This window comes from Synechococcus sp. ATX 2A4 (genome assembly GCF_024346375.1).
In the GTDB taxonomy this organism is placed as follows: domain Bacteria; phylum Cyanobacteriota; class Cyanobacteriia; order PCC-6307; family Cyanobiaceae; genus MW101C3.
Map to the genome: position 1 here is coordinate 156177 of NZ_JAGQCV010000001.1, position 24012 is coordinate 180188.

24 protein-coding genes are annotated in these 24012 nt (G+C 67.7%); 5 read left to right on the top strand and 19 right to left on the bottom strand.

Annotated features, from left to right (window positions below):
• Positions 1 to 18: 18 nt before the first annotated feature.
• Genes KBY97_RS00705 through KBY97_RS00715 form a run of 3 tightly spaced genes read left to right on the top strand, consistent with a single transcriptional unit; the run spans position 19 to position 2191 of the window.
• On the top strand, positions 19 to 795 hold the full coding sequence (locus KBY97_RS00705) for an HAD-IA family hydrolase (protein WP_255144727.1): 777 nt from the start codon (positions 19 to 21) through the stop codon (positions 793 to 795).
• A complete protein-coding gene (locus KBY97_RS00710) occupies positions 792 to 1136 on the top strand; it encodes a DUF565 domain-containing protein (protein ID WP_255144728.1) in 345 nt (114 codons plus the stop codon). The genes KBY97_RS00705 and KBY97_RS00710 overlap by 4 nt, the downstream gene beginning before the upstream one ends.
• A 5-nt stretch (positions 1137 to 1141) precedes the next feature.
• On the top strand, positions 1142 to 2191 hold the full coding sequence (locus KBY97_RS00715) for a hypothetical protein (protein WP_255144730.1): 1050 nt from the start codon (positions 1142 to 1144) through the stop codon (positions 2189 to 2191).
• Here the strand turns inward: KBY97_RS00715 and rpmF are convergent.
• Positions 2152 to 2331, bottom strand: a complete 180-nt coding sequence (rpmF, locus tag KBY97_RS00720) for a 50S ribosomal protein L32 (RefSeq protein ID WP_255144731.1) — start codon at positions 2329 to 2331, stop codon at positions 2152 to 2154. The two genes, KBY97_RS00715 and rpmF, sit on opposite strands and share 40 nt — an antisense overlap.
• A 264-nt stretch (positions 2332 to 2595) precedes the next feature.
• On the opposite strand from rpmF, the gene ftsH reads away from it, so the two are divergent.
• The gene (gene ftsH, locus KBY97_RS00725) at positions 2596 to 4416 is read left to right on the top strand and encodes an ATP-dependent zinc metalloprotease FtsH (protein ID WP_255144732.1); all 1821 of its coding nucleotides are present in this window, start codon (positions 2596 to 2598) and stop codon (positions 4414 to 4416) included.
• Positions 4417 to 4513: 97 nt separating this feature from the next.
• Here ftsH and KBY97_RS00730 read toward each other — a convergent pair whose 3' ends face one another.
• From KBY97_RS00730 to thrC, 3 genes are all read right to left on the bottom strand, one after another.
• On the bottom strand, positions 4514 to 5503 hold the full coding sequence (locus tag KBY97_RS00730) for a cupin (RefSeq protein WP_255144733.1): 990 nt from the start codon (positions 5501 to 5503) through the stop codon (positions 4514 to 4516).
• A gap of 94 nt (positions 5504 to 5597) precedes the next feature.
• On the bottom strand, positions 5598 to 5873 hold the full coding sequence (locus KBY97_RS00735; RefSeq protein ID WP_255144735.1) for a MoaD/ThiS family protein: 276 nt from the start codon (positions 5871 to 5873) through the stop codon (positions 5598 to 5600).
• A 102-nt stretch (positions 5874 to 5975) separates the two neighbouring features.
• Entirely contained in the window at positions 5976 to 7262 is a 1287-nt protein-coding gene (gene thrC, locus KBY97_RS00740) for a threonine synthase (RefSeq protein WP_255144736.1), read from the bottom strand.
• A 149-nt stretch (positions 7263 to 7411) separates the two neighbouring features.
• Here thrC and KBY97_RS00745 point away from each other — a divergent pair, with 149 nt between their 5' ends.
• Complete coding sequence (locus tag KBY97_RS00745) at positions 7412 to 10291, top strand: UPF0182 family protein (protein WP_315857125.1); 2880 nt, start codon at positions 7412 to 7414, stop codon at positions 10289 to 10291.
• Positions 10292 to 10500: 209 nt separating this feature from the next.
• Here KBY97_RS00745 and fba read toward each other — a convergent pair whose 3' ends face one another.
• The 15 genes from fba to KBY97_RS00820 all read right to left on the bottom strand — a co-directional run bounded on the left by fba (position 10501) and on the right by KBY97_RS00820 (position 23955).
• Positions 10501 to 11574 carry a class II fructose-bisphosphate aldolase gene (gene fba / locus KBY97_RS00750; RefSeq protein WP_255144737.1) on the bottom strand — a complete coding sequence of 358 codons (1074 nt, stop codon included), beginning with the start codon at positions 11572 to 11574 and terminating at the stop codon, positions 10501 to 10503.
• A 140-nt stretch (positions 11575 to 11714) separates the two neighbouring features.
• A complete protein-coding gene (locus KBY97_RS00755; RefSeq protein ID WP_255144738.1) occupies positions 11715 to 12839 on the bottom strand; it encodes a Gfo/Idh/MocA family protein in 1125 nt (374 codons plus the stop codon).
• Entirely contained in the window at positions 12836 to 13411 is a 576-nt protein-coding gene (locus KBY97_RS00760; RefSeq protein WP_399217050.1) for a hypothetical protein, read from the bottom strand. The genes KBY97_RS00755 and KBY97_RS00760 overlap by 4 nt, the downstream gene beginning before the upstream one ends.
• Positions 13411 to 14286 carry an acetyl-CoA carboxylase, carboxyltransferase subunit beta gene (gene accD, locus KBY97_RS00765; protein WP_255144740.1) on the bottom strand — a complete coding sequence of 292 codons (876 nt, stop codon included), beginning with the start codon at positions 14284 to 14286 and terminating at the stop codon, positions 13411 to 13413. Before accD ends, KBY97_RS00760 begins: the two co-directional genes overlap by 1 nt.
• An 85-nt stretch (positions 14287 to 14371) precedes the next feature.
• On the bottom strand, positions 14372 to 15214 hold the full coding sequence (locus KBY97_RS00770) for an A24 family peptidase (protein WP_255144741.1): 843 nt from the start codon (positions 15212 to 15214) through the stop codon (positions 14372 to 14374).
• Complete coding sequence (locus tag KBY97_RS00775) at positions 15211 to 15483, bottom strand: hypothetical protein (protein ID WP_255144742.1); 273 nt, start codon at positions 15481 to 15483, stop codon at positions 15211 to 15213. Before KBY97_RS00775 ends, KBY97_RS00770 begins: the two co-directional genes overlap by 4 nt.
• A gap of 94 nt (positions 15484 to 15577) precedes the next feature.
• Complete coding sequence (locus KBY97_RS00780; RefSeq protein ID WP_255144743.1) at positions 15578 to 16480, bottom strand: phosphoribulokinase; 903 nt, start codon at positions 16478 to 16480, stop codon at positions 15578 to 15580.
• Between the two features lie 47 nt (positions 16481 to 16527).
• Complete coding sequence (gene leuB, locus KBY97_RS00785) at positions 16528 to 17616, bottom strand: 3-isopropylmalate dehydrogenase (RefSeq protein ID WP_255144744.1); 1089 nt, start codon at positions 17614 to 17616, stop codon at positions 16528 to 16530.
• Positions 17617 to 17686: 70 nt separating this feature from the next.
• Positions 17687 to 18739 (bottom strand): UDP-3-O-(3-hydroxymyristoyl)glucosamine N-acyltransferase, encoded by a 1053-nt coding sequence (gene lpxD, locus KBY97_RS00790; protein ID WP_255144745.1) that lies wholly within the window; start codon positions 18737 to 18739, stop codon positions 17687 to 17689.
• Between the two features lie 47 nt (positions 18740 to 18786).
• Positions 18787 to 19908 (bottom strand): glutamate 5-kinase, encoded by a 1122-nt coding sequence (gene proB / locus KBY97_RS00795; protein WP_255144746.1) that lies wholly within the window; start codon positions 19906 to 19908, stop codon positions 18787 to 18789.
• Positions 19905 to 20420 carry a YqeG family HAD IIIA-type phosphatase gene (locus KBY97_RS00800; protein ID WP_255144747.1) on the bottom strand — a complete coding sequence of 172 codons (516 nt, stop codon included), beginning with the start codon at positions 20418 to 20420 and terminating at the stop codon, positions 19905 to 19907. Before KBY97_RS00800 ends, proB begins: the two co-directional genes overlap by 4 nt.
• On the bottom strand, positions 20417 to 20971 hold the full coding sequence (locus tag KBY97_RS00805; protein WP_255144748.1) for a DUF3727 domain-containing protein: 555 nt from the start codon (positions 20969 to 20971) through the stop codon (positions 20417 to 20419). Before KBY97_RS00805 ends, KBY97_RS00800 begins: the two co-directional genes overlap by 4 nt.
• 10 nt (positions 20972 to 20981) lie before the next feature.
• On the bottom strand, positions 20982 to 21440 hold the full coding sequence (gene ruvX, locus KBY97_RS00810; RefSeq protein WP_255144950.1) for a Holliday junction resolvase RuvX: 459 nt from the start codon (positions 21438 to 21440) through the stop codon (positions 20982 to 20984).
• A gap of 50 nt (positions 21441 to 21490) precedes the next feature.
• A complete protein-coding gene (locus KBY97_RS00815) occupies positions 21491 to 22636 on the bottom strand; it encodes a hypothetical protein (RefSeq protein WP_255144749.1) in 1146 nt (381 codons plus the stop codon).
• Positions 22637 to 22707: 71 nt separating this feature from the next.
• On the bottom strand, positions 22708 to 23955 hold the full coding sequence (locus KBY97_RS00820) for a F420-0:Gamma-glutamyl ligase (RefSeq protein ID WP_261356178.1): 1248 nt from the start codon (positions 23953 to 23955) through the stop codon (positions 22708 to 22710).
• Between the last annotated feature and the right edge of the window lie 57 nt (positions 23956 to 24012).

The following is a 24012-nucleotide window of genomic DNA, read 5'->3' on the forward strand; positions in this document are numbered from 1 at the left end:
TTTGCGTAGCCTCCGTGCATGGATGACGCTCCCCTGAAGCATTCCCTTGGCGCCCTGCTCTGGGACGTGGACGGCACGCTGGCGGAAACCGAGCTGGACGGCCATCGCCCCGCCTTCAACCTGGCGTTTGCCGAAGAAGGCCTCCCCTGGCACTGGGATCCGCTCACCTACATCCAGCTGCTGGCGATCAGTGGCGGCCGCGAGCGGTTGCGCAGCTTTCTCAGCGATCAGGGGCCCGAGCCCCCCGATCCCGCCCTGCTGGAGGCCCTGGTGCGCCGCAAGCAGCAGCACTACACCGCCCTGATGGCGGCTGGGGCGATCCAGCTGCGACCGGGCGTGCAGCGGCTGATCACTGCCGCCGCCGCCGCCGGACTCACCCAGGCGGTGGTCACCACCAGCGGGCGCCGCGCCGCCCAGGCGCTGATCGAGCGCCTGTTGCCCGACGCGGCAGCGGCCTTCGCCTTTCTGGTGTGCGGCGACGACGTGACCGCCCTGAAACCCGCCCCCGACGCTTACCTCCTTGCCCTGCGTCAGCTGGCCATGCCGGCGGCGGCGGCGGTGGCGATCGAAGATTCCAGCAATGGCACCAGGGCTGCAACGGCGGCCGGTCTGCGCACCCTGGTGACGCTCAGCGAAGCCACCTGCCGTGAACCGCTCACTGCGTTCAAGGGGGCTGCCGCCATCGTGAGCCAGCTTGGCGAGAGCGACGCTCCCGTCTCGGTGTTGCAGGGCCCGGCTTGCCCCGGCGGCCTGATCACGCTCTCCTACATCGAGCAGCTGGTCGTTTCTTCGTGAGCACCCCGCCGGTTCAAGCCACCCGCTTTCAGCACCTGCTCGATCGCAGTGCCGCGGCCCTGCTGCAGGGGGTGCGTGGCACCTGGCGGCGCCGCAGCCTGTCGTTGATTGCCCTGCTGGCCGGGTACTTTGCCGGCAACAACCTCACCTCCTACTTCCTGGTCACCATCGGGCAGCGTCCGGTGGTGGTGCTGCTGTTGGTGGTGGGCCTTGAAGGGCTGGTGCGGGTGCGCAGCCATCAGGTGCGCGGGGAACCCTCCCTGGCCTGGGTGATCTGCGACCACCTGCGGCTCGGGCTCGTCTACGCCGTGGTGGCGGAGGCGTTCAAGCTGGGCTCGTGACGCTGATGTCAGGGCCTGCCTTCACCCCGCTCTGGCCGGAAGCTCCCTACCACCGCCTGCTGCAGGCCTGCGGCGTGGCCGATCCTGCGGCCTGGCACGGGCGCTGGCGGCAGCATCCAGACGCCCTGTCCATCCCGCCTGATCCGCGCTGGGCGCTGGTGTTGCCGCTGTTGACCCGCTGCCAGCGCGAGGCGGCCCAGGGCAAACGCCTGCTGATCGGCCTCAATGCCCCGGTGGGGGCGGGCAAATCAAGCCTGGGCGCCTGGCTGAGCGCCTTGGCGCCGGCGTTTGGGCTGCGCCTGAGCAGCCTCTCGATTGACGACTTCTACTGGCCCTGGCAGGAGCGCAGCAGCCGGATGGCGGGCAATCCTTTTGGTGTCGACCGGGTGCCGCCCGGCAGCCATGACGCAAACCTGCTGGCCCACCAGCTCACAAGCTGGCGCCAGGACGGGGTGCTGCGATGGCCCCGCTTCAACAAGCGCCTGCGGCAGGGGCACGGCGATCGCAGCGGTTGGAGCAGCCAGGAGGCCGATGTGGTGCTGCTGGAGGGCTGGCTGATCGGCTGTCGTGCCATCGGCGCGGCGGCACTGGCGGGGCGGCTGGAGCAACTGGGGGGTGCGGCGGCCCTGGGGCTGACGTCCGAGGAGCACGCGTGGCTGCCGCACTGGGACGCCGCGTTGGAGCCGTACGTGCCGGTGTGGGCCCAGTTGGATGGGCTGTGGGTGTTGCAACCGCTCGACTGGTGCTGGCCGCGTCGCTGGCGCTTCCAGGCCGAAGCACGCCAGCGGCGACGGAGCGGCGGCGCTGGCGCGGCAGGATCGGCGTTGGGTGGGGCCGACGTGGAGCGAATCGTGCGGGCCAGCCTCTGCTCACTCCCACCAGCCCTGTACCAGGACCCCTTGGTCACGAACGCTGGCTGCCAGCAGATCACTGGTGCGGAAGCGGTGGGGTTGCTCGATGGCCGCCGCCGCTTCCGTTGGATCGGCCCCGGAGATGAAGCCGGCACCGTTGCTGATCAGCTGTCTTCAGTTTCGGCGCTTTCATCGATCGGGTAGACGAAGCCCTGGGCCCGGCCACTCAGCACGGCTTTGCCGAGCGAGAGGGCCTTGCTGGCGGCAACACCCGCCTTGGCTTTCCAATGGGCGTGGCGCTGGTTGCGCTTGCCCTTGGACGTTTTCTTCTTGGGAACAGCCATTCCCTACCTACTGCCAAACAACTACTTTCCGTTGCCGGCCTGCCTTTCGTCAAATCGCTAAACTGCTTGCAGAAGCAAATCCATGTGAGCAGCGCGCCTCCTGTGCTTCCGCTCTGGTCCAGCGGATCCACCGCTGCCCTGGCGGTTGCCCCAGATCCCAATGCGGCACCTGCCGCTGAATCGAGGCCATCTGCCACCAGCACCAGCCCTACTCCAGGTGATCAGGCCCCTGCCGAACAAGCACCGGCAAGCCCAACTCCTGCAGTGGCCCCAGCCCGCCCGGGCCTGTTCAGCAACCTCGGCGTGCGTCAGCCTGCCCCCCCCACCTACAGCCAACTGCTGGCGCTGATGCGCGATGGGCAGGTGAAGGAACTGGAGCTCTTGCTGCGACAGCGGGAAGCTCTGGTCACCCTCGCCGATGGCACCAAGACGCGGGTGGCGGTGTTCGCCAACGACACCCTGCTGCTCAGCACCGCCGAGCAGGCGAAGGTGCCGCTCAGCGTTCGCGACGATCGCCAGGAAGATGCCACCGCCGGCCTGGTGGTCAACGTGCTGCTGGTGGTGATGCTGGTGGGCGGTCTCACCCTGCTGATCCGCCGCTCCTCCCAGGTGGCCAACAAGGCGATCGGCTTCGGCCGCAGCCAGCCGCGGCTTCAGCCCGAGGGCACGGTGTCGGTGCGCTTCGAGGATGTGGCGGGCATCAACGAGGCCAAGGAAGAGCTGCAGGAAGTGGTGAGCTTCCTGCGCCAGCCCGAGCGATTCACCTCCATCGGCGCGAAGATCCCCAGAGGGGTGCTGCTGGTGGGCCCGCCAGGCACCGGTAAAACCCTCCTCGCCAAGGCGATCGCCGGCGAAGCCGGCGTGCCCTTCTTCTCGATGGCGGCCTCGGAGTTCGTGGAGATGTTCGTGGGCGTGGGCGCCAGCCGGGTGCGCGACCTGTTCCGGCGCGCCAAGGAAAAGGCACCCTGCATCATTTTCATTGACGAAGTCGATGCGGTAGGGCGCCAGCGGGGTGCGGGCATCGGCGGCGGCAACGACGAACGGGAGCAGACCCTCAACCAGCTGCTCACTGAGATGGATGGCTTCGAGGAAAACTCGGGCGTGATCCTGCTGGCGGCCACCAACCGGCCGGATGTGCTTGATGTGGCCCTCACCCGGCCCGGTCGCTTCGACCGTCAGATCAGTGTGGATCTGCCCGACCGCCGTGGCCGTGAAGCGATCCTGGCGGTGCATGCCCGCAGCCGCCCCCTCTCTGAAGAGGTGTCGATGGCCTCCTGGGCTGCCCGCACGCCGGGATTCTCCGGCGCCGACCTGGCCAACCTGCTCAACGAGGCCGCCATCCTCACCGCCCGCCGCCAGAAGGCGAGCATCGACGACCAGGCGCTCAGTGATGCGCTGGAGCGCATCACCATGGGTCTGTCGGTGGCTCCCCTGCTGGACAGCGCCAAGAAGCGCCTGATCGCCTACCACGAGGTGGGCCACGCCCTGCTCACCACCCTCATTCCCCACGCCGATCGCCTCGACAAGGTGACCCTGCTGCCGCGGGCCGGCGGTGTGGGCGGCTTTGCCCGCACCATGCCCGATGAGGACATCATCGATTCCGGGTTGATCAGCCGCGCCTACCTGCAGGCACGGCTGGTGGTGGTGATGGGCGGGCGGGCCGCGGAAACGGTGGTGTTCGGCCCCAGCGAAATCACCCAGGGCGCATCCGGCGATCTTCAGATGGCCACCCGCATCTGCCGTGAGATGGTCACCCGCTACGGATTTTCACCTCTCGGCCCGGTTGCGCTTGAAGGCGATGCGGCCGAGGTGTTTCTCGGTCGGGATTTGATCCATACACGGCCCAGCTACGCGGAAAGCACCGGTCGCCGCATCGATGCCCAGGTGCGTGCACTCTCGCGAGAGGCGCTCAATCGGGCCGTCGGCGAACTGCAGCAGCGCCGCGATCTGCTCGATGATCTGGTGGAGCTGCTGATCGAGCGGGAAACCCTCAGTGGCGATGAATTCCGGGCGATCGTGGAGAGCTACGAAGCCAACCAGACGGCCGGCATCCAGCGTGCGCTCACCCCCTCTCCCGCAGCCTGAAAGGTGGCACAGGAGGGGGGCTAAGCACCCGATCAAACCAGTCGAATGAGTCGAACCAGGGGATGCGTCGAACCCGGCGATCAGGTCAATCAGGCGCTCAGGTGAAGCGGATGTCGAGGCTGCGCAGGTAGGTGTGCAGGCCGGCGTCCTGGATGGGCAGCAACAGTGCGGTGCGGCCGCTTTCGTTCACGTGGGAATGCCACTGGCCCGGCGGGGTCACGAAGGCGGCGCCCGGCTCCCACTCCATCCGCACCGGATTGCGGATCGTGCCGTCGGCATTGAGCTCGCTGCCCGAGAGCGTGGCGCAACCGGGGTCGCAATCGATCACCAGATCCAGGGCCACCGACTGGTGCCGGTGCGGCGGCTGGACCGCACCGGCCGGCACCATGCCGTACATCGCCCAGAGGGTGTGGGTGATGGTGCGGCTGGCCGGCAGAGCGGTGTTGGCCAGCAACAGGCTGAGCCGGTTGCTGCGGGCGCTGCTGGGGTCGGCAGCCAGCAGGTCCAGCTCCTGGCGCAGCCAGCTGCCCGGGTAGTAGGTGGCCTCGAAGCGGGCCTGATCGGCACTCACACCCAGATGGCTGAGCAGCGGGCCGTCGTGCACCCAATACAGAACGCTGCCGGCAGTGGCATCCAGCTGGGGCTCAGCTCCTGCCGGCAGCACGAACAGGTCGCCTTGGCTCCAGTGCTGGCTGAAGGCCGGGGCGATGGCGTTGCCCTCCCGCTGGCAGCGGCCTTCGCCGTGGAGCACGTAAAAGAGCAGGCTGGTGGCATTGGCGCCGGCCTTGATCGATTCCCCGGCCAGCAGGCGAATGAAATTGGCAGAAAGGGCCGGGCTGGTGGCCGGACCGCTGCAGCCCAGGGCCCCGCTCAGATCAAGGGGCAGCACAGCCGTGGGGCCGCTGGCGTGGAGTTCAGGGCCCCAGCGATGGTCGGGGATCGGTTCGGTGAGCCCGTGGCGGATCGGGTTGGCCGCCTGTCTGTAGTCGAACAGCTGGGCGGTGGGGCTTGGGCTGCTCGGCGCCGCAGCGCAAGGCAGGCCGGGGCTGCTCGGTGGAGCGGCGGGTGCTGGCTTGGTCTGGGTCATGGATCCAGCCGCGGGATGGTATCGGTGAGCCTATTGACGCAAGCCTGGAGCCGGGGGGTGGCCGCCGCTGACACCATTTCAACAGGCGTTGGCCTCAGCCACCAGCCACGGCCGGCACGATGCTCACTTCATCGCCATCGCTCAAGGCGGTGGCCTGATTGTCAAGGAAGCGGATGTCTTCGCTGTTCACGTAGACATTGAGGAAGCGGCGCAGCTTGCCTTGTTCATCGGTGAGGCGCGCCTTGATGCCGGGGAACTGGCTGTCAAGGGCCTGCAGCAGGCCATCCACGCTGGACGCCTCCAATTCCACGCTGGCCTGATCAGCGGTGTACTTCTGCAGCGGGGTGGGAATCAGGACCTGAATGGCCATGGGGGAAGGGAAAGGGGGAAAAAGAATCGGGAACGCCGGAGAAGGCGTAACGGGAATGCCGCTCAGACGGTGGGAAGGCGGTGGAAAGACGGTGGGCGGGGGTCAGACCCCCATCGGCTCCCAGGTGGCGCGATGCAGCGATTGGGCCCGCTCCCAGGCGGCATTGAAGCTGCTGAGCTGGGGTTCGATGGTGTGGGGCTCGCCCACCACCCCACTGATGGCCTCAAGGGTTTTGAGCCCGTTGCCGGTGATGTAGGCGACGGTGGTTTCCTCGGGATCGATCTTGCCCTGCTCGGCGAGCTTCTTGAGCACGGCGATGGTGGTGCCACCGGCCGTTTCGGTGAACACGCCCTCGGTTTCGGCCAGCAGCTGGATGCCGGCCACGATTTCCTCGTCGGTGACGGAGGCGATGGTGCCGCCGGTGCGACGGGCGATGTCGAGGGCATAGGGGCCGTCGGCGGGATTACCGATGGCGATCGATTTGGCGATGGTGTCGGGCTTCACCGGGGTGATGAAATCACGGCCCGCCTCGAAGGCCTGGGCGATCGGTGAGCAGCCTTCCGCCTGGGCGCCGCTGAAGCGCACCGGCTTGTCGTCGACGAGGCCCACCTTGATGAATTCGTCGAAGCCCTTGCGGATCTTGGTGAAGAGGGAGCCGGAAGCCAGCGGCGCCACGATGTGGTCGGGCAGTTGCCAGCCCAGTTGCTCGATCACCTCGTAGCCGAGCGTTTTGGAGCCTTCCGAGTAGTAAGGGCGCAGGTTGATGTTCACGAAGCCCCAGCCGTAGGTGTTGGCCACTTCCGAACAGAGCCTGTTGACCTGGTCGTAGTTGCCCTTCACCGCCATCAGGGTGGGGTTGTAGATCAAAGTGCCGAGCACCTTGCCCAGCTCCAGATCGGCGGGGATGAACACACAGCATTCGAGGCCCGCATGGGCGGCGATGGCGGCGGTGGAGTTGGCCAGATTGCCGGTGCTGGCGCAGCTCACCGTGGTGAAGCCCAGCTCACGGGCGCGGGTGAGGGCCACCGACACCACCCGGTCCTTGAAGGACAGGGTGGGCATGTTGACGCCGTCGTTCTTGATGTAGAGGTGCTTGAGGCCGAGGCGCCGCGCCAGCCGGTTGGCCCGCACCAGGGGCGTGAAGCCGGTGCCCACATCGATGGGGTCGCCCTGAACGGGCAGGAATTCGCGGTAACGCCAGATCGAGGCCGGGCCCGCTTCGATCGTCGCCCGGGTGACCCGGGCGCGGATGGCGTCGTAGTCGTAGACGACTTCCAAAGGCCCGAAGCAGACGTCTTCGCAGACGTGGCGGGCACCGGCGTCGTAGGGGTGGCCGCATTCCTTGCAGCGCAGCCCCGTGAAGGTGGCACGAGAGAGGGTGGCCGTCACAGGCTCACTGCAGCGATGGAACGAAAGCTAGCAGCGGTGCACAGCCGACCCAGATATATCCGATCTCTGAAGTCGGGTATTTGGGTGTGCCTGGAACCCCATTCAGGCCACAGGCTTGTCAGCGGCCGATGCCTGTTTAGCCTCTGCCCGTGCCCCACCGTTTCTCCCGCCTGAAGCCACCGCTGCTGGCGGGGCTGATCTTCGTGCCCCTGCTCGCCTTGGGCGTGCTGGTGGTGTCGCGGCTGAGCGTCGAGTGGTCGTGGTATTCCCAGTTCGACTTTCAGCAGGTGCTGTTGCGCCGCTGGATGCTGCAACTGCTGGGTTTTCTGCTGGTGATGGGGGTGGGCATTCCCCTCCAGCTGCAACAACTGCACCGCTGCTGGCGGCTGCGCAGCGAGGCGCCAGCCAAGCCGTTGCCACGCCAGGCCTTGCTGCGGATGGGCCCCCTCGCCCTGGCCTGCACGCTGCTGGTGCTGCTGTTGCTGCTCAGCACAGGACTCCTCTTTCTGTTCGTCCAGGCCCGCGGCCTGATTTCTGATCCCTTCGACAGCGATGTGGTCAGCGGCCTCTCAGCACTGGCCGGCCTCTCGCCCACTTGGGTGGCGCTGCTGGCCGCCGTGCTCGGCCTGTTGCTGTTGCTGCGGCCCTTGCCGGTGCTGCGGGTGGTGCTGGCGGCGGCGCTGGCGGGATCGGCCACCGCCCTGGCCCGCGGCTGGAGCCTGTGGTTGCCGGCGCTGCTGGCGGTGCCCTTCGGTGAAGCCGATCCGCTCACCCATTTCGACCTCAGCTTCACAGTGCTGCGGCTGCCGGCACTGCAACTGCTGCTCAGCGTGCTGATCGCGCAGTTACTGGTGGGGCTTGCTGGCTGCCTCTGGGTCAGTTTCACCGAGGGATCCAGCCTCAGCGACCTGCGCTTCGTGGGCCTGAGCCGCGAACAGCAAGGGGTGCTCAAGCCGCAGATCGCCGTGCTAGCCGCCCTGGCCTCTTTGACCAATGCGCTGTCCCCGTTTGCGTTGATGGTCCAAGGGAGTGGTGTGGCTGCTGGCGCCGGCTTCGTCGACCTGCACGTGCGCCTGCCGATCCGTCTGCTGCTGGCCCTGCTGCTGCTGCTGGCGTCGCTCGGCCTGGCCCTGCCGGTGCGGCGCAGCTGGTTGCGGCGCCTGGTGGTGATTCCCCTGCTGGCCACGGCCCTGCTGCTGCCGGTGGCCGAATACCTGGTAGCCCCCCAGGTCCAGAGCTTGTGGGTGCAGCCGCGGGAGCTGGAGGTGGAAACGCCCTACATCGAGCGCAGCATCCGCGCCACCCGCCGCGCCTTCGGTCTCGAAGATGTGCGCGATTCAATTCTGGAGCCCCTGCAACGGATCACCGCCGACGACCTCGTCGGCGCGCCGGGCACCCTCGCGAACATCCGCCTGTGGGACAGCGGACCCTTGCTGGCGGCCAACCGCCAGTTGCAGCAGCTTCGCCTCTATTACAACTTCCCTTCAGCGGCCGTCGACCGCTATGACCTCTCGGCCCCCGGCGAGGATCAGACCTCTCAGCAGGTGCTGATCTCCGCCCGGGAACTCGACAGCAGCGCGCTGCCTGAGGGGTCACGCACCTGGCTCAACCGGCATCTGGTGTTCACCCATGGCTACGGCTTCACGGTGTCACCGGTGAATGCCTTCGGCGCCGACGGGTTGCCGTTGTTCTTCGTGAAGGATCTCGGCCGCAGTGAGCGGGTGCAGGGCATCCCCCAGCTGGGCATCAAGGACGCCGAAGCGCAGGCCGCCTTTCCGGTGGGCCGGCCACGCCTGTACTTCGCCTCTGGCCCGGCGCCTTATGCGATCGCGCCCACAAAGGTGCAGGAGTTCGATTTTCCTGATGGAGAACTCAACGTCTTCACCCACTACGACGGCGAGCGTGGCATTCCGCTGACCAACGCCTGGCAACGGTTCAAGGCTGCGGTCTATCTGCGCGAGCCGAGGGTGCTGTTGGCCGGTTCCTTCACCTCCCGCTCGCTGTTGCTGCTGCGGCGCCAGGTGAATGAACGTGTTGAAGCCTTGGCACCCTTTCTGCGCTTTGAGAGCGAGCCCTATCTCGTTACCGTGAGGGTGGATAACGAGCCTGAATTCGAGGCAGAGCACCATCAGTATTGGATGCTTGATGGTTACACCACCAGCCGCAGTTATCCCTACAGCGATGCCAACAGTGACGGCATCCGCTATTTCCGAAATGCTGTCAAGGCCGTGGTGGATGCCCAGGATGGCCGGCTCTGGCTCTATGTGAGCGAGCCGAACGATCCGGTGCTGCGCACTTGGCAGCGGGCCTTCCCGGAACTGTTCCACCCGCTCACCGACATGCCGGAGCCGCTGCTGGCCCACATCCGGGTGCCCAACAACCAGTTCAAGATCCAGTCAGAACGCTTGCTCCGATATCACGTCACCGATGCACGCACTTTCTACAACGGCGACGACGTGTGGGCGGTGCCACTTGAGACCTATGGCTCCGAAACCGTGGCCGTTCAGCCTTATCACGCCACCCTGCAATTGCCTGGGGAGAGCCGGCCGGAATTCGTGCTGCTGCTTCCCTTCTCCCCCGTGCGCCGCTCCAACCTGGTGGGTTGGCTGGCCGCTCGCAACGATCCTCCCCATTACGGCGAACTCTTCCTTGTGCGGTTTCCGCAACAGCGGCTGTTGCTCGGACCGCAGCAGATCACCGCATTGGTGGAGCAAGATCCTCAGATCAGCTTCCAGTTCGGCCTCTGGAACCGTGCTGGCGCCAGGCTTGTGCGCGGCAACCTGCTGGTGCTGCCGGTGGGGGATGGGCTGCTCTACGTCGAGCCGATCTACCTGGAATCGGGCAACAACAGCCTGCCCACACTGGTGCGGGTGGTAGTGACCGACGGACGCCGCTTCGTGATGGACCGGGATCTCAACACGGCCCTCAATAAGCTCACCCAGGAGGCTCCAACTACCACCAGTCCAGCGGAATCACTGCCGGAATTCTCTCTGCCTTTGGCGATTCCCGGCCTCGACGGACTGCTGTGACGCCAGCCCGCTGATGGTGTCGCATAAAAAAGGGGCCTGCCATCGGCCCCGAATGAAATGAGCGCGAAATCACTCTGCATAAAAAAGGGGCCGATGGCCCCTGGGTGGTGGTGGCCAGGATGAGCGAACCCGCTCAACTGACCAGGGGTGATTGGGCTCAACCGGCTTGACCGGCCGGTGTGGCCGGTTCAGACCGTCAGTGGCCGGGTTCAGACAGGCACGGCGGTTTTGGGATCTAGGGCGCCCTTGGCGTAGAGAGCAGCGTAGTAGTTGATGTTCTGCTGCTTGATCTTGCTGGCCTGGCCGGCACACCAGAACTGCTGGTAGCGATCCAGGCACACCTTCTTCATGTAGGCCCGGGCCGGCTTGTTGAAGTGGCGGGGGTCGAAGTTGGCGGGATCCTTGAAGGCGGCTTCACGCACAGCGGCGGTGAAGGCCAGGCGGTTATCGGTGTCGATGTTCACCTTGCGAACGCCGTTCTTGATGCCGTTCTGAATCTCTTCAACTGGCACGCCATAGGTTTCGGGAATGGCACCGCCGTACTTGTTGATCATGTCAAGCCATTCCTGGGGAACGGAGCTGGAGCCGTGCATCACCAGGTGGGTGTTGGGGATCGCCTTGTGAATTTCGGCGATGCGGGAAATGGCCAGCACTTCGCCGGTGGGCTTGCGGGTGAACTTGTAGGCGCCGTGGCTGGTGCCGATGGCGATCGCCAGGGCATCCACCTTGGTTTTGGTGACAAAGTCGGCGGCTTCGGCAGGATCGGTGAGCAGCTGTTCGCGGGAGAGGGCACCTTCGAAACCGTGGCCGTCTTCCGCTTCACCCTTGCCGGTTTCCAGTGATCCGAGGCAACCGAGCTCGCCTTCCACGCTCACGCCGATGGCATGGGCCACATCCACCACTTCTTTGGTGACAGCCACGTTGTAGTCGTAGCTGGCGGGGGTTTTGGCGTCAGCTTCCAGGGAGCCATCCATCATCACGGAGGTGAAGCCGTTGGCGGCGGCACCGAAGCAGGTGGCGGGGCTGTTGCCGTGGTCCTGGTGCATCACCACCGGGATGTCGGGATAGGTTTCGGTGGCGGCGATGATCAGGTGACGCAGGAAAATCTCGCCGGCGTACTGGCGGGCTCCGCGGGACGCCTGCAGGATCACCGGGCTGTCGGTTTCATAGGCAGCCTCCATGATCGACTGGACCTGCTCCAGGTTGTTGACGTTGAAGGCAGGGATGCCATAGCCGTTCTCAGCGGCATGGTCAAGCAGCAGCCGAAGTGGAACGAGGGCCATGGGGGAATACCTCTGAGGGTGTGGGTGGGCACGTCGGGGGGCCAGCGCAGTGAACGAGGGGAGGCGGACCAAGAGACCAGGCCACCGGCTTCGAAACCCTGACGCGGGATGGGCGCGACTCTAGGCGATGCTGATCGCCCTTAACCCACCGCCACGCTCTGGCGCAGGCCGGTATCGGCGGCGGTGATGGCCAGATCGCAGCAGAGCTGACTGCGAAAACCCTCGCTTAAACCTGGCACCATCGGCCGCCCCGTGCGCACACTGTTGGCCCACCAGCGGTGCAGCCGCGCCACCGGGGCGATCCGTCCATCGGCCCAGGTGCGGGAAAAGGCGAGAGCGGGATCAACCGGCACCGGCTGCAGCGCATCCCCTCGCCCTGCCCGCCAGAGATGGAAGCCATGCACGTAATCGCTTTGATTGTCGCTGCCCAGCACCAACGTGCCTTCGCTGCCGTAAAACTCAAGCCAGCAACCGCGTCCCTGCCGGGCCACCGCCGCCAAGCTCACCTGCGCCGGCACCAGCCGCTTGTTGCCGGCAACAAGGCCTGCGTCGAGGCCCAGCTGCAGCAGGGCGATGTCTTCCGCGTCCACGGCAGCCTGGCGCCCGCTGCCATCGGGCAGGGGTCGGGCAGTGATGGCGGTGGAGAGTGCCCCCTGCAGCTCCCGGGTGGGGCCGATCAGCCAGTGCAGCATGTCGAAGGCATGGGTTCCCAGCGCTCCCAGCACGCCACCACCCTCGCTGCGTTGGGCATACCAGTTCCAGGGGCGAGTGGCATCGGCGCGGCTGCTCATCAGCCAGTCGAGCTTCACCAGCCATGGATCGCCGATCACGCCTGCCGCCAGCAGGGCAGCCAGCTGCTGAAACACCGGCACCGCCCGGTATTCGAAGTTGACCGCCACCTGCAGCCCTTGGCGGATCGCCAGCCGCTGCAGCTCCTCCACCTGCTCCGCCGACACCCCCACGGGTTTCTCGAGCAGCAGGTGCTTACCGGCGTTGAGGGCCGCTTTCGCCAGGTCGAAGCGTGGCGCCGGCGGCGTGGCGATCACCACCGCCTCGATGCCGGGCTCGGCCAACAGGGCGCCGAAATCGGTGAAGCCAGGCAGTGCAGCGGCACGGGCGGCCTGCTGCACCCGCTCGCGGCGCGGGTGCCAGAGCGCCACCGGTTCGGTGGAACCACTGGCACGCAGGGCCGGCAGGTGCACCTTTTCCCCGAACCCAAGGCCTGCCACCGCCACCCGCAGTGGCGCACCGTTGGAGTAGGTCATCGGGAGGCCAGCAGTGGAGCGCCGGCGGCGCAGGCTTCCTCCAGCACGGCGGTGATCAGGGCGTCGCCGCCGGTGGGTTGCCAGTCGGCTCCGAAGCGGGGCAGGCCGTTCACGGCGGTGTCGCGGTAAAGCCGCTGGCCGCAGTCGAGGTCCATCACATAGAGCTGGCCGGGGCGCGCTTTGGCCTTGATGGCGTTGCCGGAGTCGTCTGCTTCGGGTGGTGGGGCCGGCTGAAAGCGGCTCAGCACCGAGAGCCAGCCATCACGGCTCAGCCTCAGGCTGCCCTCATCCCACCACTGGCGCCCTTCTTCGGTGGCGGGCACCTCTTTCCAGCTGACCGGACCGGCCAGGGCCGCCCCCGCAGAAGGGCCGGGAGCCGGCAGCAACAGCGCCGGAAGCAGCGTCAGCAGCAGCACGGCGACTACCACGACACCCTGGCGCCTGCCGCCGGCGATCCTCGCCCGGGCCAACGACCCGATCCGGCTGGCGCGCGACCAGATCCGGTGGCCGGTCTCCTGGAGAGACCAGCACTGCACCAGCGGCTGATCACTCTGCTGCGAAAGCCGTGCCATCAGGCGGCTACGGCGGGGGTGACGCCATGCAGCCGCAGCAGACTTGCAAACGTGGAGCGGAAGCGCGTGCGTGGCACGATCAGGTCGACAAAGCCGTGTTCCTGCAGATATTCCGCCGTCTGGAAGCCTTCGGGCAACTTTTCGCGCAGGGTCTGCTCAATCACCCGGCGTCCGGCGAAGCCGATCAAGGCCTTGGGCTCGGCGAGGATCAGGTCGCCCAGCATCGCGAAGCTGGCGGTGACACCGCCGGTGGTGGGGTGGGTGAGCAGGGGGATGTAGAGCAGCTCTGCCTGGCGGTGACGCTGCAGGGCGCCGGAAATCTTGGCCATCTGCATCAGGCTGAGCATCCCCTCCTGCATGCGGGCTCCGCCTGAGGCACACACGATCAGGACGGGCCAACCGCGATCTGTGGCGGTCTCGACCATGCGGGTGAGCTTCTCGCCCACCACTGAGCCCATGGAACCGCCCATGAAGCGGAAATCCATCACGCCCAGCGCCAGCGGCAGGCCGTCAATCCGGCAGAGGCCCGTGATCACCGCATCGCGCAGTCCGGTGCTGATCTGGGTGTCCCGCAGGCGATCGGCGTAGCTGCGTCGGTCTTTGAAGGCGAGCGGATCGGTGGGGGAAAGGTCGGTATCGAGGGCCTGGAAACTGCCCTCATCGGCGATCAGCCGCAGCCGGGCTTCACTGTCGATCCGCAGATGGTGGCCGCAGCCGCTGCAGACACTGGCATTGGCGATCAGGTCTTTGCGGTAGACCACCAGCCCGCATTCCGGGCACTTGCTCCAGAGGCCGTCGCCCTCGTCGAGTTCCTGGGGGGTGCGCACCACCGGGACAGCCTTGCGGCGATCGGCGAACCAGTCGAACAGCGACACGGGAGAGACGACAGGCGCAGGGACTGAGATCCATTAAACGCCGCCGCTGCCGGAGCGGCTCCGGGGCTGCTCAGTGGCAAGCCGTTCAGAGGCTCTGGAAACCGAGCCAGCCGCCGAACCAGCGCAGCCACCAGCCCTCCCCTGCTAACCACACGGCGATGCCGCCGAAGGCCAGAAAGGGGCCGAAGGGAAAGGGCTGATGCGGACCCAGCCGGCCGGTGAGGCGGCCGAGCGAGCCCAGCAGGGCGCCGCCCAGCACGGCCAGGGCCACCGCCAGGCCCATGCCCTGCAGCCCGAGCCAGGCCCCCAGCAAGGCCGTGAGCTTGGCGTCGCCCAGGCCAAGGGCAGGGCGGCCAAGCAGCTTCTCGCCCGAGGCGCTGAGCCCTTCGAACGCGAGCAAGCCCACGGCTGCAGCGAGCAGATGGTTCACCAGCAGCTGGCGGGCAACCGCCTCCGACTGACTGATTCCCAGCAGGGCGGTGACGACCAGACCCCCCACCAGTCCCCAGCGACAGAGCGGCTCAGGCAGCCACAGCTGATCGGCATCGATCAGCACCAGGGGAATCAGCAGGCTGATCAAGGCCCAGCCGGCCATCAGCAGCAACCAGAACGGCGGCGCGCCCATGGCGGTGGGGCGGGCCAGCACGACCGCCACCCAGAGCCCGGCGGTGAGCAGTTCCACCAGGGGGTAACGGGGGGAAATCGGAGCGTTGCAGTGGTTGCAGCGGCCCCGCAGCCACAGCCAGCCCAGCACCGGAAGGTTTTCGTGCCAGGCCAGCGTGGCGCCGCAGTGGGGGCAGTGGCTGGGGGGCGAAACGATCGACTCGCGGCGCGGCAGTCGCCAGGCCACCACGTTCAGAAAACTGCCGACGCAGGCGCCGAGCAGGGCAGCCAACACGGCGATCGGTTCGATGCTGATGGGAGTCATGGGCGTCGGGTGTTGCGGGAGCGTGCGCCCCGCCCGCCAATCATCTCCAGCGGAATGAACCGCTCCTCCGGGAGGAGCACCGGGGCTTCGAACACCACCCGGCCCTGATCGGTGGCCTCCTGCAGGACGATTCCCAGCGGTTCGCTACCGCCGGGGACGTGTTCGCAGTAGTGGAAATACACCTGACGGGCCCGCCGCAGCACATCGCCGCTGTTGATCCGATCCCAGCGCATGGAATGGTTGGCCGCGCTGCCGGCCCCGCGAATCACGAAGGACGGGGGGAGGGAACCGGATGGGGAATCAGGAGATGTGGCGATGGAAATCGTCCTCCCCCGGCGCGATCGTCAGGGGCAGCCTAAGCGGTCAGAAGAGGCTCTTCTTATCTTCGATCATCCGGTGGATGATCGGCGTGAGGATCAGCTCCATGGCAAAGCCCATCTTGCCGCCGTTCACCACGATGCTCGTGGGGCTTGACATGAAGGAGCCGTTGATCATCCGCAGCAGGTAGGAGAAATCGATCCCCCACTTCTCCCGCGCTCCCTTGCGGAAGTGAATGATCACGAAGCTTTCGTCGGGGGTGGGGATGTTGCGGCAGATGAACGGGTTGGAGGTATCCACCGTGGGCACCCGCTGGAAGTTGATGTCGGTGCGGCTGAACTGGGGGCAGATGTGGTTGATGTAGTCGGGCATGCGCCGCAGGATCGTGTCCACGATCGTTTCGGCGGAGTAGCCCCGCTCAGCGTTGTCACGGCTGATCTTCTGGATCCATTCCAGGTTGGCGATCGGCACCACGCCGATCAGCAGGTCGACCAGCGAGGCCACGTCGTAGCCATCCCCTTCCACACCGCCATGCAGGCCTTCGTAGAACAGCAGATCGGTGCCGGTGGGGATCTCTTCCCAGGGGGTGAACTGACCGGGTTCCAGCTGGGTGCCGAGCCGGGCGTTGTGCTCGGCGGCCTCCTCGACCGAGTGCAGGTAGTAGCGCTTCTGGCCGTTGCCGGATTCGCCGTAGGCCCGGAACAGATCCTCCAATTGGTCGAAGAGGTTGGCTTCCGGACCGAAGTGGGAAAAGTTGATGCCGTTGGCCTGGGCCTTGGCCATCTCCTCCTTCATCGGGCCGCGCTCGAAGCGGTGGAAGCTGTCGCCCTCCACCACCACGGGCTGGATGCCCTCCCGCTGGAAGATGTGCTCAAAGGCGCGCTTGACCGTGCTGGTGCCTGCGCCCGAGGAACCGGTGACAGCCACGACCGGGTGACGTTTGGACATCGGTGCAGCGGGGGAGAAACGAGGCTGTGAGTTTGGCAGGTCGCCGGTCAGAGGGCTTCCAGCAGCCGATCACCGATTGCGGCGCAACCCAGCTGCGTGCAGCCAGCGGCCAGGCCGGCCTCACCGATCAGGTCGGCGGTGCGGCAGCCCGCCGCCAGCACCCTGTCCACCGCACGCTCCAGGGCATCGGCGGCCTCAGGCCGCTGCAGACCCACCCGCAGCAGCATGGCGGCCGACAGCACCATCGCCATCGGATTGGCCACGTTCTGGCCGGCAATGTCGGGCGCTGAGCCGTGCACCGGCTCGAATAAACCTGGCCCATCGCTGCCGAGGGAGGCGGACGGCAACATGCCGATGCTGCCGGTGAGCATGGCGGCTTCGTCGCTGAGGATGTCGCCGAAGAGGTTGCCAGTGAGCAGCACATCGAACTGCTTCGGCCACCGCACCAGCTGCATGGCGGCGTTATCGACGTAGAGATGGCTGAGCTCCACGGCGGGATGGTCGGCGGCCATCGCCGTGACCCGGTCGCGCCAGAGCTGGCTCACATCGAGCACGTTGGCCTTGTCGACCGAACACAGCCGCCCACGGCGCTCGGCCGCCAGCTGGAACGCCACCTTGGCGATGCGATCGATCTCGTAATCGCTGTAGGCCATGGTGTTGAAGGCGCGCACATGCCCACCGGCTTCCACCCGGCCTTTCGGGGTGCCGAAGTAGATGCCGCCGGTGAGCTCGCGCACCACCAGCAGGTCAACGCCTTCGATCACCTCGGGCTTGAGGCTGCTGGCGCCCGCCAGAGCCGGAATGATCTTCACCGGGCGCAGGTTGGCGAACAGGCCGAGGCCGGCCCTGAGGGACAGCAGACCGCTTTCGGGGCGCTGCTCGCGCGGCAGAGCGTCGTAGCGGGGGCCGCCGATCGCTGCCAGCAGCACCGCATCGCTCTGGCGGCAGGTCTCGAGCGTGCGCTCCGGTAGGGGCACCCCGCAGGCATCGATCGCCGCCCCCCCCACCGGCTGTTCGTCGAAGCTGAGCGAAAAGCCGTGGCTGGCGCTCACCGCCTCCAGCAGCCGCCTGGCCACCGCCGTGATCTCCGGACCGATGCCGTCGCCGGGCAGAAGGGTGATCCGGTACGTGGTCATGGGTTCAGCCGAGGCGGCGGGGCCAACTGGCGAGATTACCGGCTCAGCTGCAGACGCCGGCGCAGGGCCCTCAGTGATCGCTTGCGGCGGCCTTGAGCTGGCGCACGCTGCGGGCCAGCTCCGGCAGCTTGCTGAAGGCCGCCGAGCAGCGCAGCCACAGCCGGTTCGGGATCGCTGGGTAGCCGCTCACCACCTCGCCGGCGGCGATGTCGCCATGCAAGCCCGACTTGGACGAAGCGATCGCCCGATCACCGATCGTGGTGCGGTTGGCCACACCCACCTGGCCCGCCAGGATCACGCCATTGCCGAGGCGGGCACCGCCGGCGATGCCCACCTGGGCCGCCAGCGCACACCCCCTGCCGGTGACAACGCCATGGCCGATCTGCACGAGGTTGTCGATCTTGGTGCCGGCGCCGATGCGCGTTTCCCCCACCGAGGGACGATCGATGGTGGTACCGCAGCCCACTTCCACCTGCTCCTCCAGCACCACCAGGCCTGTCTGGGGCATCTTGCGCCAGCCATTGGCGGTGGGCACGAAGCCGAACCCCTCCGAACCGATCACGGCGTTGGAGTGCACCACGCAGCCACGCGCCAGGCGGCTGCCGGGATGAAGCACCGCGTTGGCATGCACCTCACAGCCTTCGGCCAGGTGCACGTCGGGGTAAAGCACCACGCCGGCATGGAGCACGCAGCCCTCACCCACCAGGCAGTCGGCCCCCACCACCACATGGGCGGCGATATGCACGCCAACGCCGACACTGGCGCTCGGATCGATCACGGCAGACGGGTGAATGCCGGCGGGCCATTGCCGGGGCGGATGCAGGGCCGCCAGGGCCTCGGCGAACCCCAGCCGCGGATCCTTCAGGGCCACCCAGGCCAGGCCCCGCTCCTGCGCCAATTGCTGCAGTTCCGGGTCGAGCGGCAGCAGCAGGGCCGAGGCGCAGCAGGTGGCCAGGGCGGCACTGAGCTGGTGGCCAGGCATGAGAAAGGAAAGCTGGCCGGTGGCGGCCTGGTCCACGGCGGCCGCCCCGCTCAGTTCGGGGTCGCCTGCGAGATGCCGCGGCGCGGTGTCGTTGAGCACGCCCTGCTGGGCGAGGTGGAGCAGCAGGGTGCTGAAGCGCATGCTGCCGGAGCCGCGAACTGAGGCCGGATCGTAGGCCTGCTTTGCGGTCAGTCGGTGACGGGTGCCAGGGCCGTGAGTACCAGATGATCTCGATGCACCACCGCTGCTCCCGCCGGCTGCTGCAGCTCCCGCTGCACGGCGCTGCTGCTGAGGCCCAGCACCTGCCGCACCTCCTCGCTGCTCAAGGCGCAGAGGCCCCGGCCGATCTCCTCTCCCTGAAGCGACACCAGCCGCACCGCGTCCTGGCGCCCGAAGTGGCCCTCCACGGCGCGGATTCCCACGGCCAGCAGCGAGGCACCGCGCTCCACCAGCGCCTGCTGGGCACCGGCATCGATCACCAGATCCCCCTTGGGCAGCAGGGCGTGGGCCATCCAGCCCTTGCGATCGGCCAGGGGCTGGCGGCTCGGTTGAAACACGGTTCCCACCTTGTCGCCGGCCACCAGGGCGTCCAGCACGCTCGGATCGCGGCCATCGGCCAGCCGCACCCGCACCCCGCTGGAGGTGGCGATGCGGGCGGCGGTCAGCTTGGTGGTCATGCCGCCGGTTCCCCAGCGCCCGCCGCCGCTGGCCACGCCGCTGAGCCGGGCCAGCTCCTGGAGGTCGCGCACCTCTTCGATCGGTTCGACGTTGGCATCGCTGCGGGGATCCCCGGAATAGAGCCGGTCGACATCGGTGAGCAGCACCAGTTCCTCCGCGCCGATCGCCACCGCCACCAGCGCGGAGAGGGTGTCGTTGTCGCCGAAACGCAGTTCGTCGGTGGCCAGGGTGTCGTTTTCGTTCACGATCGGGATCACGCCCCAGCCCAGCAGGTGCTCGAGGGTGCGGCAGCCGTTCTGGTAGCGGCGGCGCGAGGCGAGGTCGCCGCGGGTGAGCAGCACCTGGGCCACGCAGACGCCATGGGCCGCAAAGGCTTTGGCATAGAGCCCCATCAGCTGGCCCTGCCCCACCGCCGCCGCCGCCTGCAACGCCACCACTTCGGTGGGGCGCTGCGTCAGCTGCAGGGCATGGCAGCCCAGGCCCACGGCGCCGCTGGTCACCAGGGTGACCTGATCGCCACGGCGGCGCTGCTGGCTGAGGCTGGCCGCCAGATCGGCGATCACGCAGGCGGTGTCGCGATCGGCCGCCCCCCGCAGCAGGCTGGTGCCCACCTTGATCACACGCCGCGTCATCCCTTCAGATCCGCTCCCACCAGCCGCGCCAGCCGCACTTCCAGCCGTTGCAGATGATCAACGCGGCAAGGCATCCCGTGCACATCCACCGGCTTGGCCAGCACCGTGAACAGGCCGAGCCGGTTGCCGACCAGCACATCGGTGAAGAGGCGATCACCCACCACCGCCACCTGCCGCGGCGGCAGATCCAGTTCGGCCAGCACCCGCCGCAGGGTGCTGCGGCGGGGCTTGCCCGCCGAAATGGTGTAGGGCAGATCGAGCTGATCGGCCACCGCACCGATGCGGCGCCGGGAGGGGTTGTTGCTGAACAGGTGAATGCGCAGGTGCGGCTTCGCCAGAATCAGCCACTGCTCCACCGCAGGCGGCAACTGCGACTGCCGGCGCGGGATGAGGGTGCGATCCACATCCAGCACCAGCGCCTTGATGTTCTGGTCGAGCAGGCGCTGCAGGGGCAGCCCGGCCAGGCTGGTTTGCAGCTCCCAATCGGGTTGCAGCAGGTGGCGGGAGGTCACCCAGCGCTCTCCCGATCGTCGAGTTCGGCCTCGATTCTGGGCTGCACACGGTCGAATTCCTCGCCTTCCACCAGCACGGCTTCGCCGTTCTGCATGCGGGCCACCACGAAGAAGGGATCCAGCGGGATGTACAGGCCGTACTCCTGGTCTTCGACCATGAAGCTGACGAGCAGCTCGTAGGTGTCGGTGTCGTCGTCGTCGTCGCCCTCTTCGTCGTCGAGATCCTCTGGATCAGGCTCCTCCAGCTCACCGCTCACCGTGAGCGTGACGGCAGAACGCACCAAGGTGAGGTCGTGCTCCTGCAGCACCACATCGGCCACCGAGAGGATCGGCTCGGTGGCATCGAGGGTTTCGATCGGCTCCGGTTCGTCGTCTCCTTGCATCCGGAACAGGCAGACCGGGGTGTCGACTGGGGTGAGCAGGGCGTAATCCTGCCCATCCAGTGGAATCAGTTGTTCGAGGAAACAGAGCAGCTGGCGGTCGTGGTCGTCACGGACGAGAACCGTGGGCACGTCACCGGATCCTGTGATCGAGGGGCCTTCGGCACTCATAGAGGGGGAGTCAGACCCTCTCAGAATGTCGCAGCGTCGGCCTGGTGTCCGTATGCGGGGTCGCCAAGGTCACCGGCTCATCACCTTCCCGCAACCATTGCTCCAGCAACAGTGCCGCAGCGGCGCTGTCGAGGGCGCCGCTGCGGTCACCGTGCAGGCGGTGGCGTTCGCCCGCTTCCCAGCTGCTGCCGTGCTCATTCACCCAGGCCAGTGGCAGGTTCAGGTGGCGGGCCAGCCGTTCGCCGTAGCGGCGGCAGTGGACGGCCTGGGGCGTGGGCTGCTGACGGCTGTCGAGCGGCAGGCCCACCACCAGGGCCACCACCCGCCGGCTCAAGCTGAGGGCGCGCAGGATGTCGAGGTCGTGGGCGTAAATGCCGCGCGCGAGCGCCGGCAGGGGTGTGACCGTGAGACCGAGCGGATCACAGCCCGCCAGGCCGATGCGGCGCCGGCCCACATCCACAGCCAACACAGAGCGGGGCTGCGGTGGCCTGGTACGTTGCGGCGCAGCGGGGGTAGTGCTCACCGGGCGGCGGACAGCGCGCTGGAGCAGGCGCTCTGCGAGCGAGATGGCCGGGCGGCGGGCGTGAGCGCCGAGGGCCCAGCGGGGGTGGGCACCGTGCGGCGGCGCGGCTTGAAAGGGTCGAGCACGGTGTCAAGGCGCCAGTTGGCGGCGCGGCTGCTGATCTGCTCATGGCGCCGCCACACGCTGCGGGCCATCAACAGACGCTCGCCTTCCGGGCTGGCGCCGATGCTGCGCAACCAGGCACAGCGCTCCGCATCGCCGGCATCGCTGCACAGGCGCACCACCGGATCACTGGCCACCGCCTGGATCAGCAGCTGCTCCAGCGCCGGGCCATGCAGCCGCGACCAACCGGGATGCAAGGTGAGCTGCACGTCCACTGGGCCGTGGCCCTGGTGGTGCAGCCGGCGCACGCCAGCCACCGCCTGTTGACGACTGGGGTCGAGCCAGAGGGCGCCGGGGCCGCTGCTCTGATCCAGCAGATCCTCCATCCGTCGGTCGAGCAGCTGGCGCAGCAGCGCCGGGCAGGCGGCCTGCTCCAGGTGCAGCAGCAGACCGGCGGTGCGCCGGTTCAGGGGCCGCAGCTGGAGGTCGCCGGGGGGGGGCAGCGCCGGACCCGGCTCGGCCGGTGCGCTCCACAACCAGGAGAGTTCGTGCCGCAGCGGCTGAAAGCCCTGCTCCCGCAACAGCGCCAACCGGTCGGTGTCGGTGCTGTCGCAGCGGGCGATCCAGCTGGCCGCACCGCTGCAGCGGTGCAGCGCCTCGCGCAGCAGCGCCGCCTGGATCTCCTGGCCGCAGAGGCTGCCTGGCCGCTGCAGAGCGCTGCGTGCCACCCGCAGGGCCTCCACGCCCCAGCAGCTGCCGCTGCGGTTGAGGCGCCGCACCACGCTCAGCCCCAGCATGCAATCAGCCGCCACGTAGGCCACCAGCACTTCAGGGGCCAGAGGCGGCCGCTGCACGAGGGCACTCAGCAGGCGCTCCGGCTGGCGCAGCAGCAGTGAGCGCTGCAGCAGCGGCTGAAGATCGGCAAAGGCAGGATCGCTCAGCAGGGGCAAAGACCAACCCTGCAGGGGTTGGATCCGCAGCTCCCCTGGCGCGGCGAGCGGGTCACCTCCCGAGGGGCGTAGGGGGATGGGGTGCCGCACGTGACATCAGTCGTGACCCGACTGTATCGGTTCTGGACCGGCTGGCCGGGGCGGGCGCCGCCGCAAGGCCGTCAGGCGGGACGCACCACCACCAGGGGGGTGCGCTCGTTGGCATTGCCGGCCGGATTCGGCCGTAGTGCCCGCAGCAGCAGGCCCTCATCGCAGCCCTCGCTGGCGGCCAGCACCTTCACCCGGCCCAGATCGTTCACATCCACCACTGCCACCGGCACCCCCAGTGCCCTGGCCAGTTCACGGCAAGTGCGCTCCGGTTGCGCCGGGCCCAGCACGATCGTCTGGTCGTAGGGAGGGGTGGTGCCGGTGATGTCATCGATCAACCGCGCCTGCTCTCCCGCCAGCCGGTAGAAGCCGCCGCGGCTGCCCACGAGCTTCATCAAGGTGCCCGCCAGCCAGGCGCACAGCACCCGCGCGGGGCCCACGTCATCGATCAGGGTCTGCAGGCCGCAGGCGGTCGCCAGGCTGCTGGTGGGATGGAACACCCGGCAGAGCAAGCGGGCCAGAGCCGACGGCTCCACCATGGCCGGGTGCTGATAGCGGCCCTGCATCACCGCCAGCGGTGTTTCCCCGATCGTGAGGATGTCGCCGGGTTGCAGCACGGCACCGGCGTAGCGGCGCAGCACCTCGGCCGGATCATCCAGCACGCCCAGCAGATGGGTGGGCAGCGGCAGGACCTGGCAGGCCTCCCCTGCGCGCCAGCGGGCCGTGGCGGGCTGCAGCGGCTCGGGTTTGCGCAGCGGAATCAGCAGACCGTCGCGGCGCTGCAGCCGCCCGAAAGGCCCGTAGTTGATCCACAACACTTCAAGCCAGAGGGTGTCGATCAGGGCGAGGGGATCGTTCTGGTGCTCAGCGGCGCCGGCGGCGGGGCGGCCGGCAGGTGCGGCGATCGTGAGCGTGACACGGGCTTCGGTCTGCTTGTGGCTTTTGACGATGTAGGCCGCCCAATAGCCATCGGCGCGGCTGTCTTCATCGGGATGGGCGGCGGTGAGGCGGGTCGTGATCGTGACCCCGCTCAGGTCGCCTTTGCCCAGCAGGGTGGGCCGCAGCTCCACTTCCGGCACCATCACCTCCATGCGGGCATGGGGGTTGCTGAGGCGCAGCACGCCGTCCACGGTGATGGCCGCAGTGGCGGCTCCTGGGGATGCCTCAGTGGCGCTGCCGGTTGCCGGCTCGTTCACCGCCCAGCTGTGGGAATCGAGCCGCAGCGGTGAGGCGGGCCGCAGCCGGTGGCGCAACTCCAGCCAGAGCAGCAGGACGCCGAAGCCCAAGGCGGCGATCAGGGCCAGGCACAGAGGAGCGGGCAATGGGGCCACGGAGTGCGCGGGGGCGGCGAAACAGCGGGAGCGTAGATGCTGGCCTCA

Excerpts from the sequence above, each read along its gene's own strand:
- KBY97_RS00705 (WP_255144727.1), top strand. The coding sequence starts at position 19 with ATGGATGACGCTCCCCTGAAGCATTCCCTTGGCGCCCTGCTCTGGGAC.
- fba (WP_255144737.1), bottom strand. The coding sequence starts at position 11,574 with ATGGCCCTCGTTCCACTTCGGCTGCTGCTTGACCATGCCGCTGAGAAC.
- KBY97_RS00780 (WP_255144743.1), bottom strand. The coding sequence starts at position 16,480 with ATGTCCAAACGTCACCCGGTCGTGGCTGTCACCGGTTCCTCGGGCGCA.
- KBY97_RS00755 (WP_255144738.1), bottom strand. The coding sequence starts at position 12,839 with ATGACCTACTCCAACGGTGCGCCACTGCGGGTGGCGGTGGCAGGCCTT.
- KBY97_RS00730 (WP_255144733.1), bottom strand. The coding sequence starts at position 5,503 with ATGACCCAGACCAAGCCAGCACCCGCCGCTCCACCGAGCAGCCCCGGC.
- leuB (WP_255144744.1), bottom strand. The coding sequence starts at position 17,616 with ATGACCACGTACCGGATCACCCTTCTGCCCGGCGACGGCATCGGTCCG.
- lpxD (WP_255144745.1), bottom strand. The coding sequence starts at position 18,739 with ATGCGCTTCAGCACCCTGCTGCTCCACCTCGCCCAGCAGGGCGTGCTC.
- rpmF (WP_255144731.1), bottom strand. The coding sequence starts at position 2,331 with ATGGCTGTTCCCAAGAAGAAAACGTCCAAGGGCAAGCGCAACCAGCGC.
- proB (WP_255144746.1), bottom strand. The coding sequence starts at position 19,908 with ATGACGCGGCGTGTGATCAAGGTGGGCACCAGCCTGCTGCGGGGGGCG.
- KBY97_RS00760 (WP_399217050.1), bottom strand. The coding sequence starts at position 13,411 with ATGGCACGGCTTTCGCAGCAGAGTGATCAGCCGCTGGTGCAGTGCTGG.
- KBY97_RS00735 (WP_255144735.1), bottom strand. The coding sequence starts at position 5,873 with ATGGCCATTCAGGTCCTGATTCCCACCCCGCTGCAGAAGTACACCGCT.
- KBY97_RS00715 (WP_255144730.1), top strand. The coding sequence starts at position 1,142 with ATGTCAGGGCCTGCCTTCACCCCGCTCTGGCCGGAAGCTCCCTACCAC.
- KBY97_RS00805 (WP_255144748.1), bottom strand. The coding sequence starts at position 20,971 with ATGAGTGCCGAAGGCCCCTCGATCACAGGATCCGGTGACGTGCCCACG.
- KBY97_RS00770 (WP_255144741.1), bottom strand. The coding sequence starts at position 15,214 with ATGACTCCCATCAGCATCGAACCGATCGCCGTGTTGGCTGCCCTGCTC.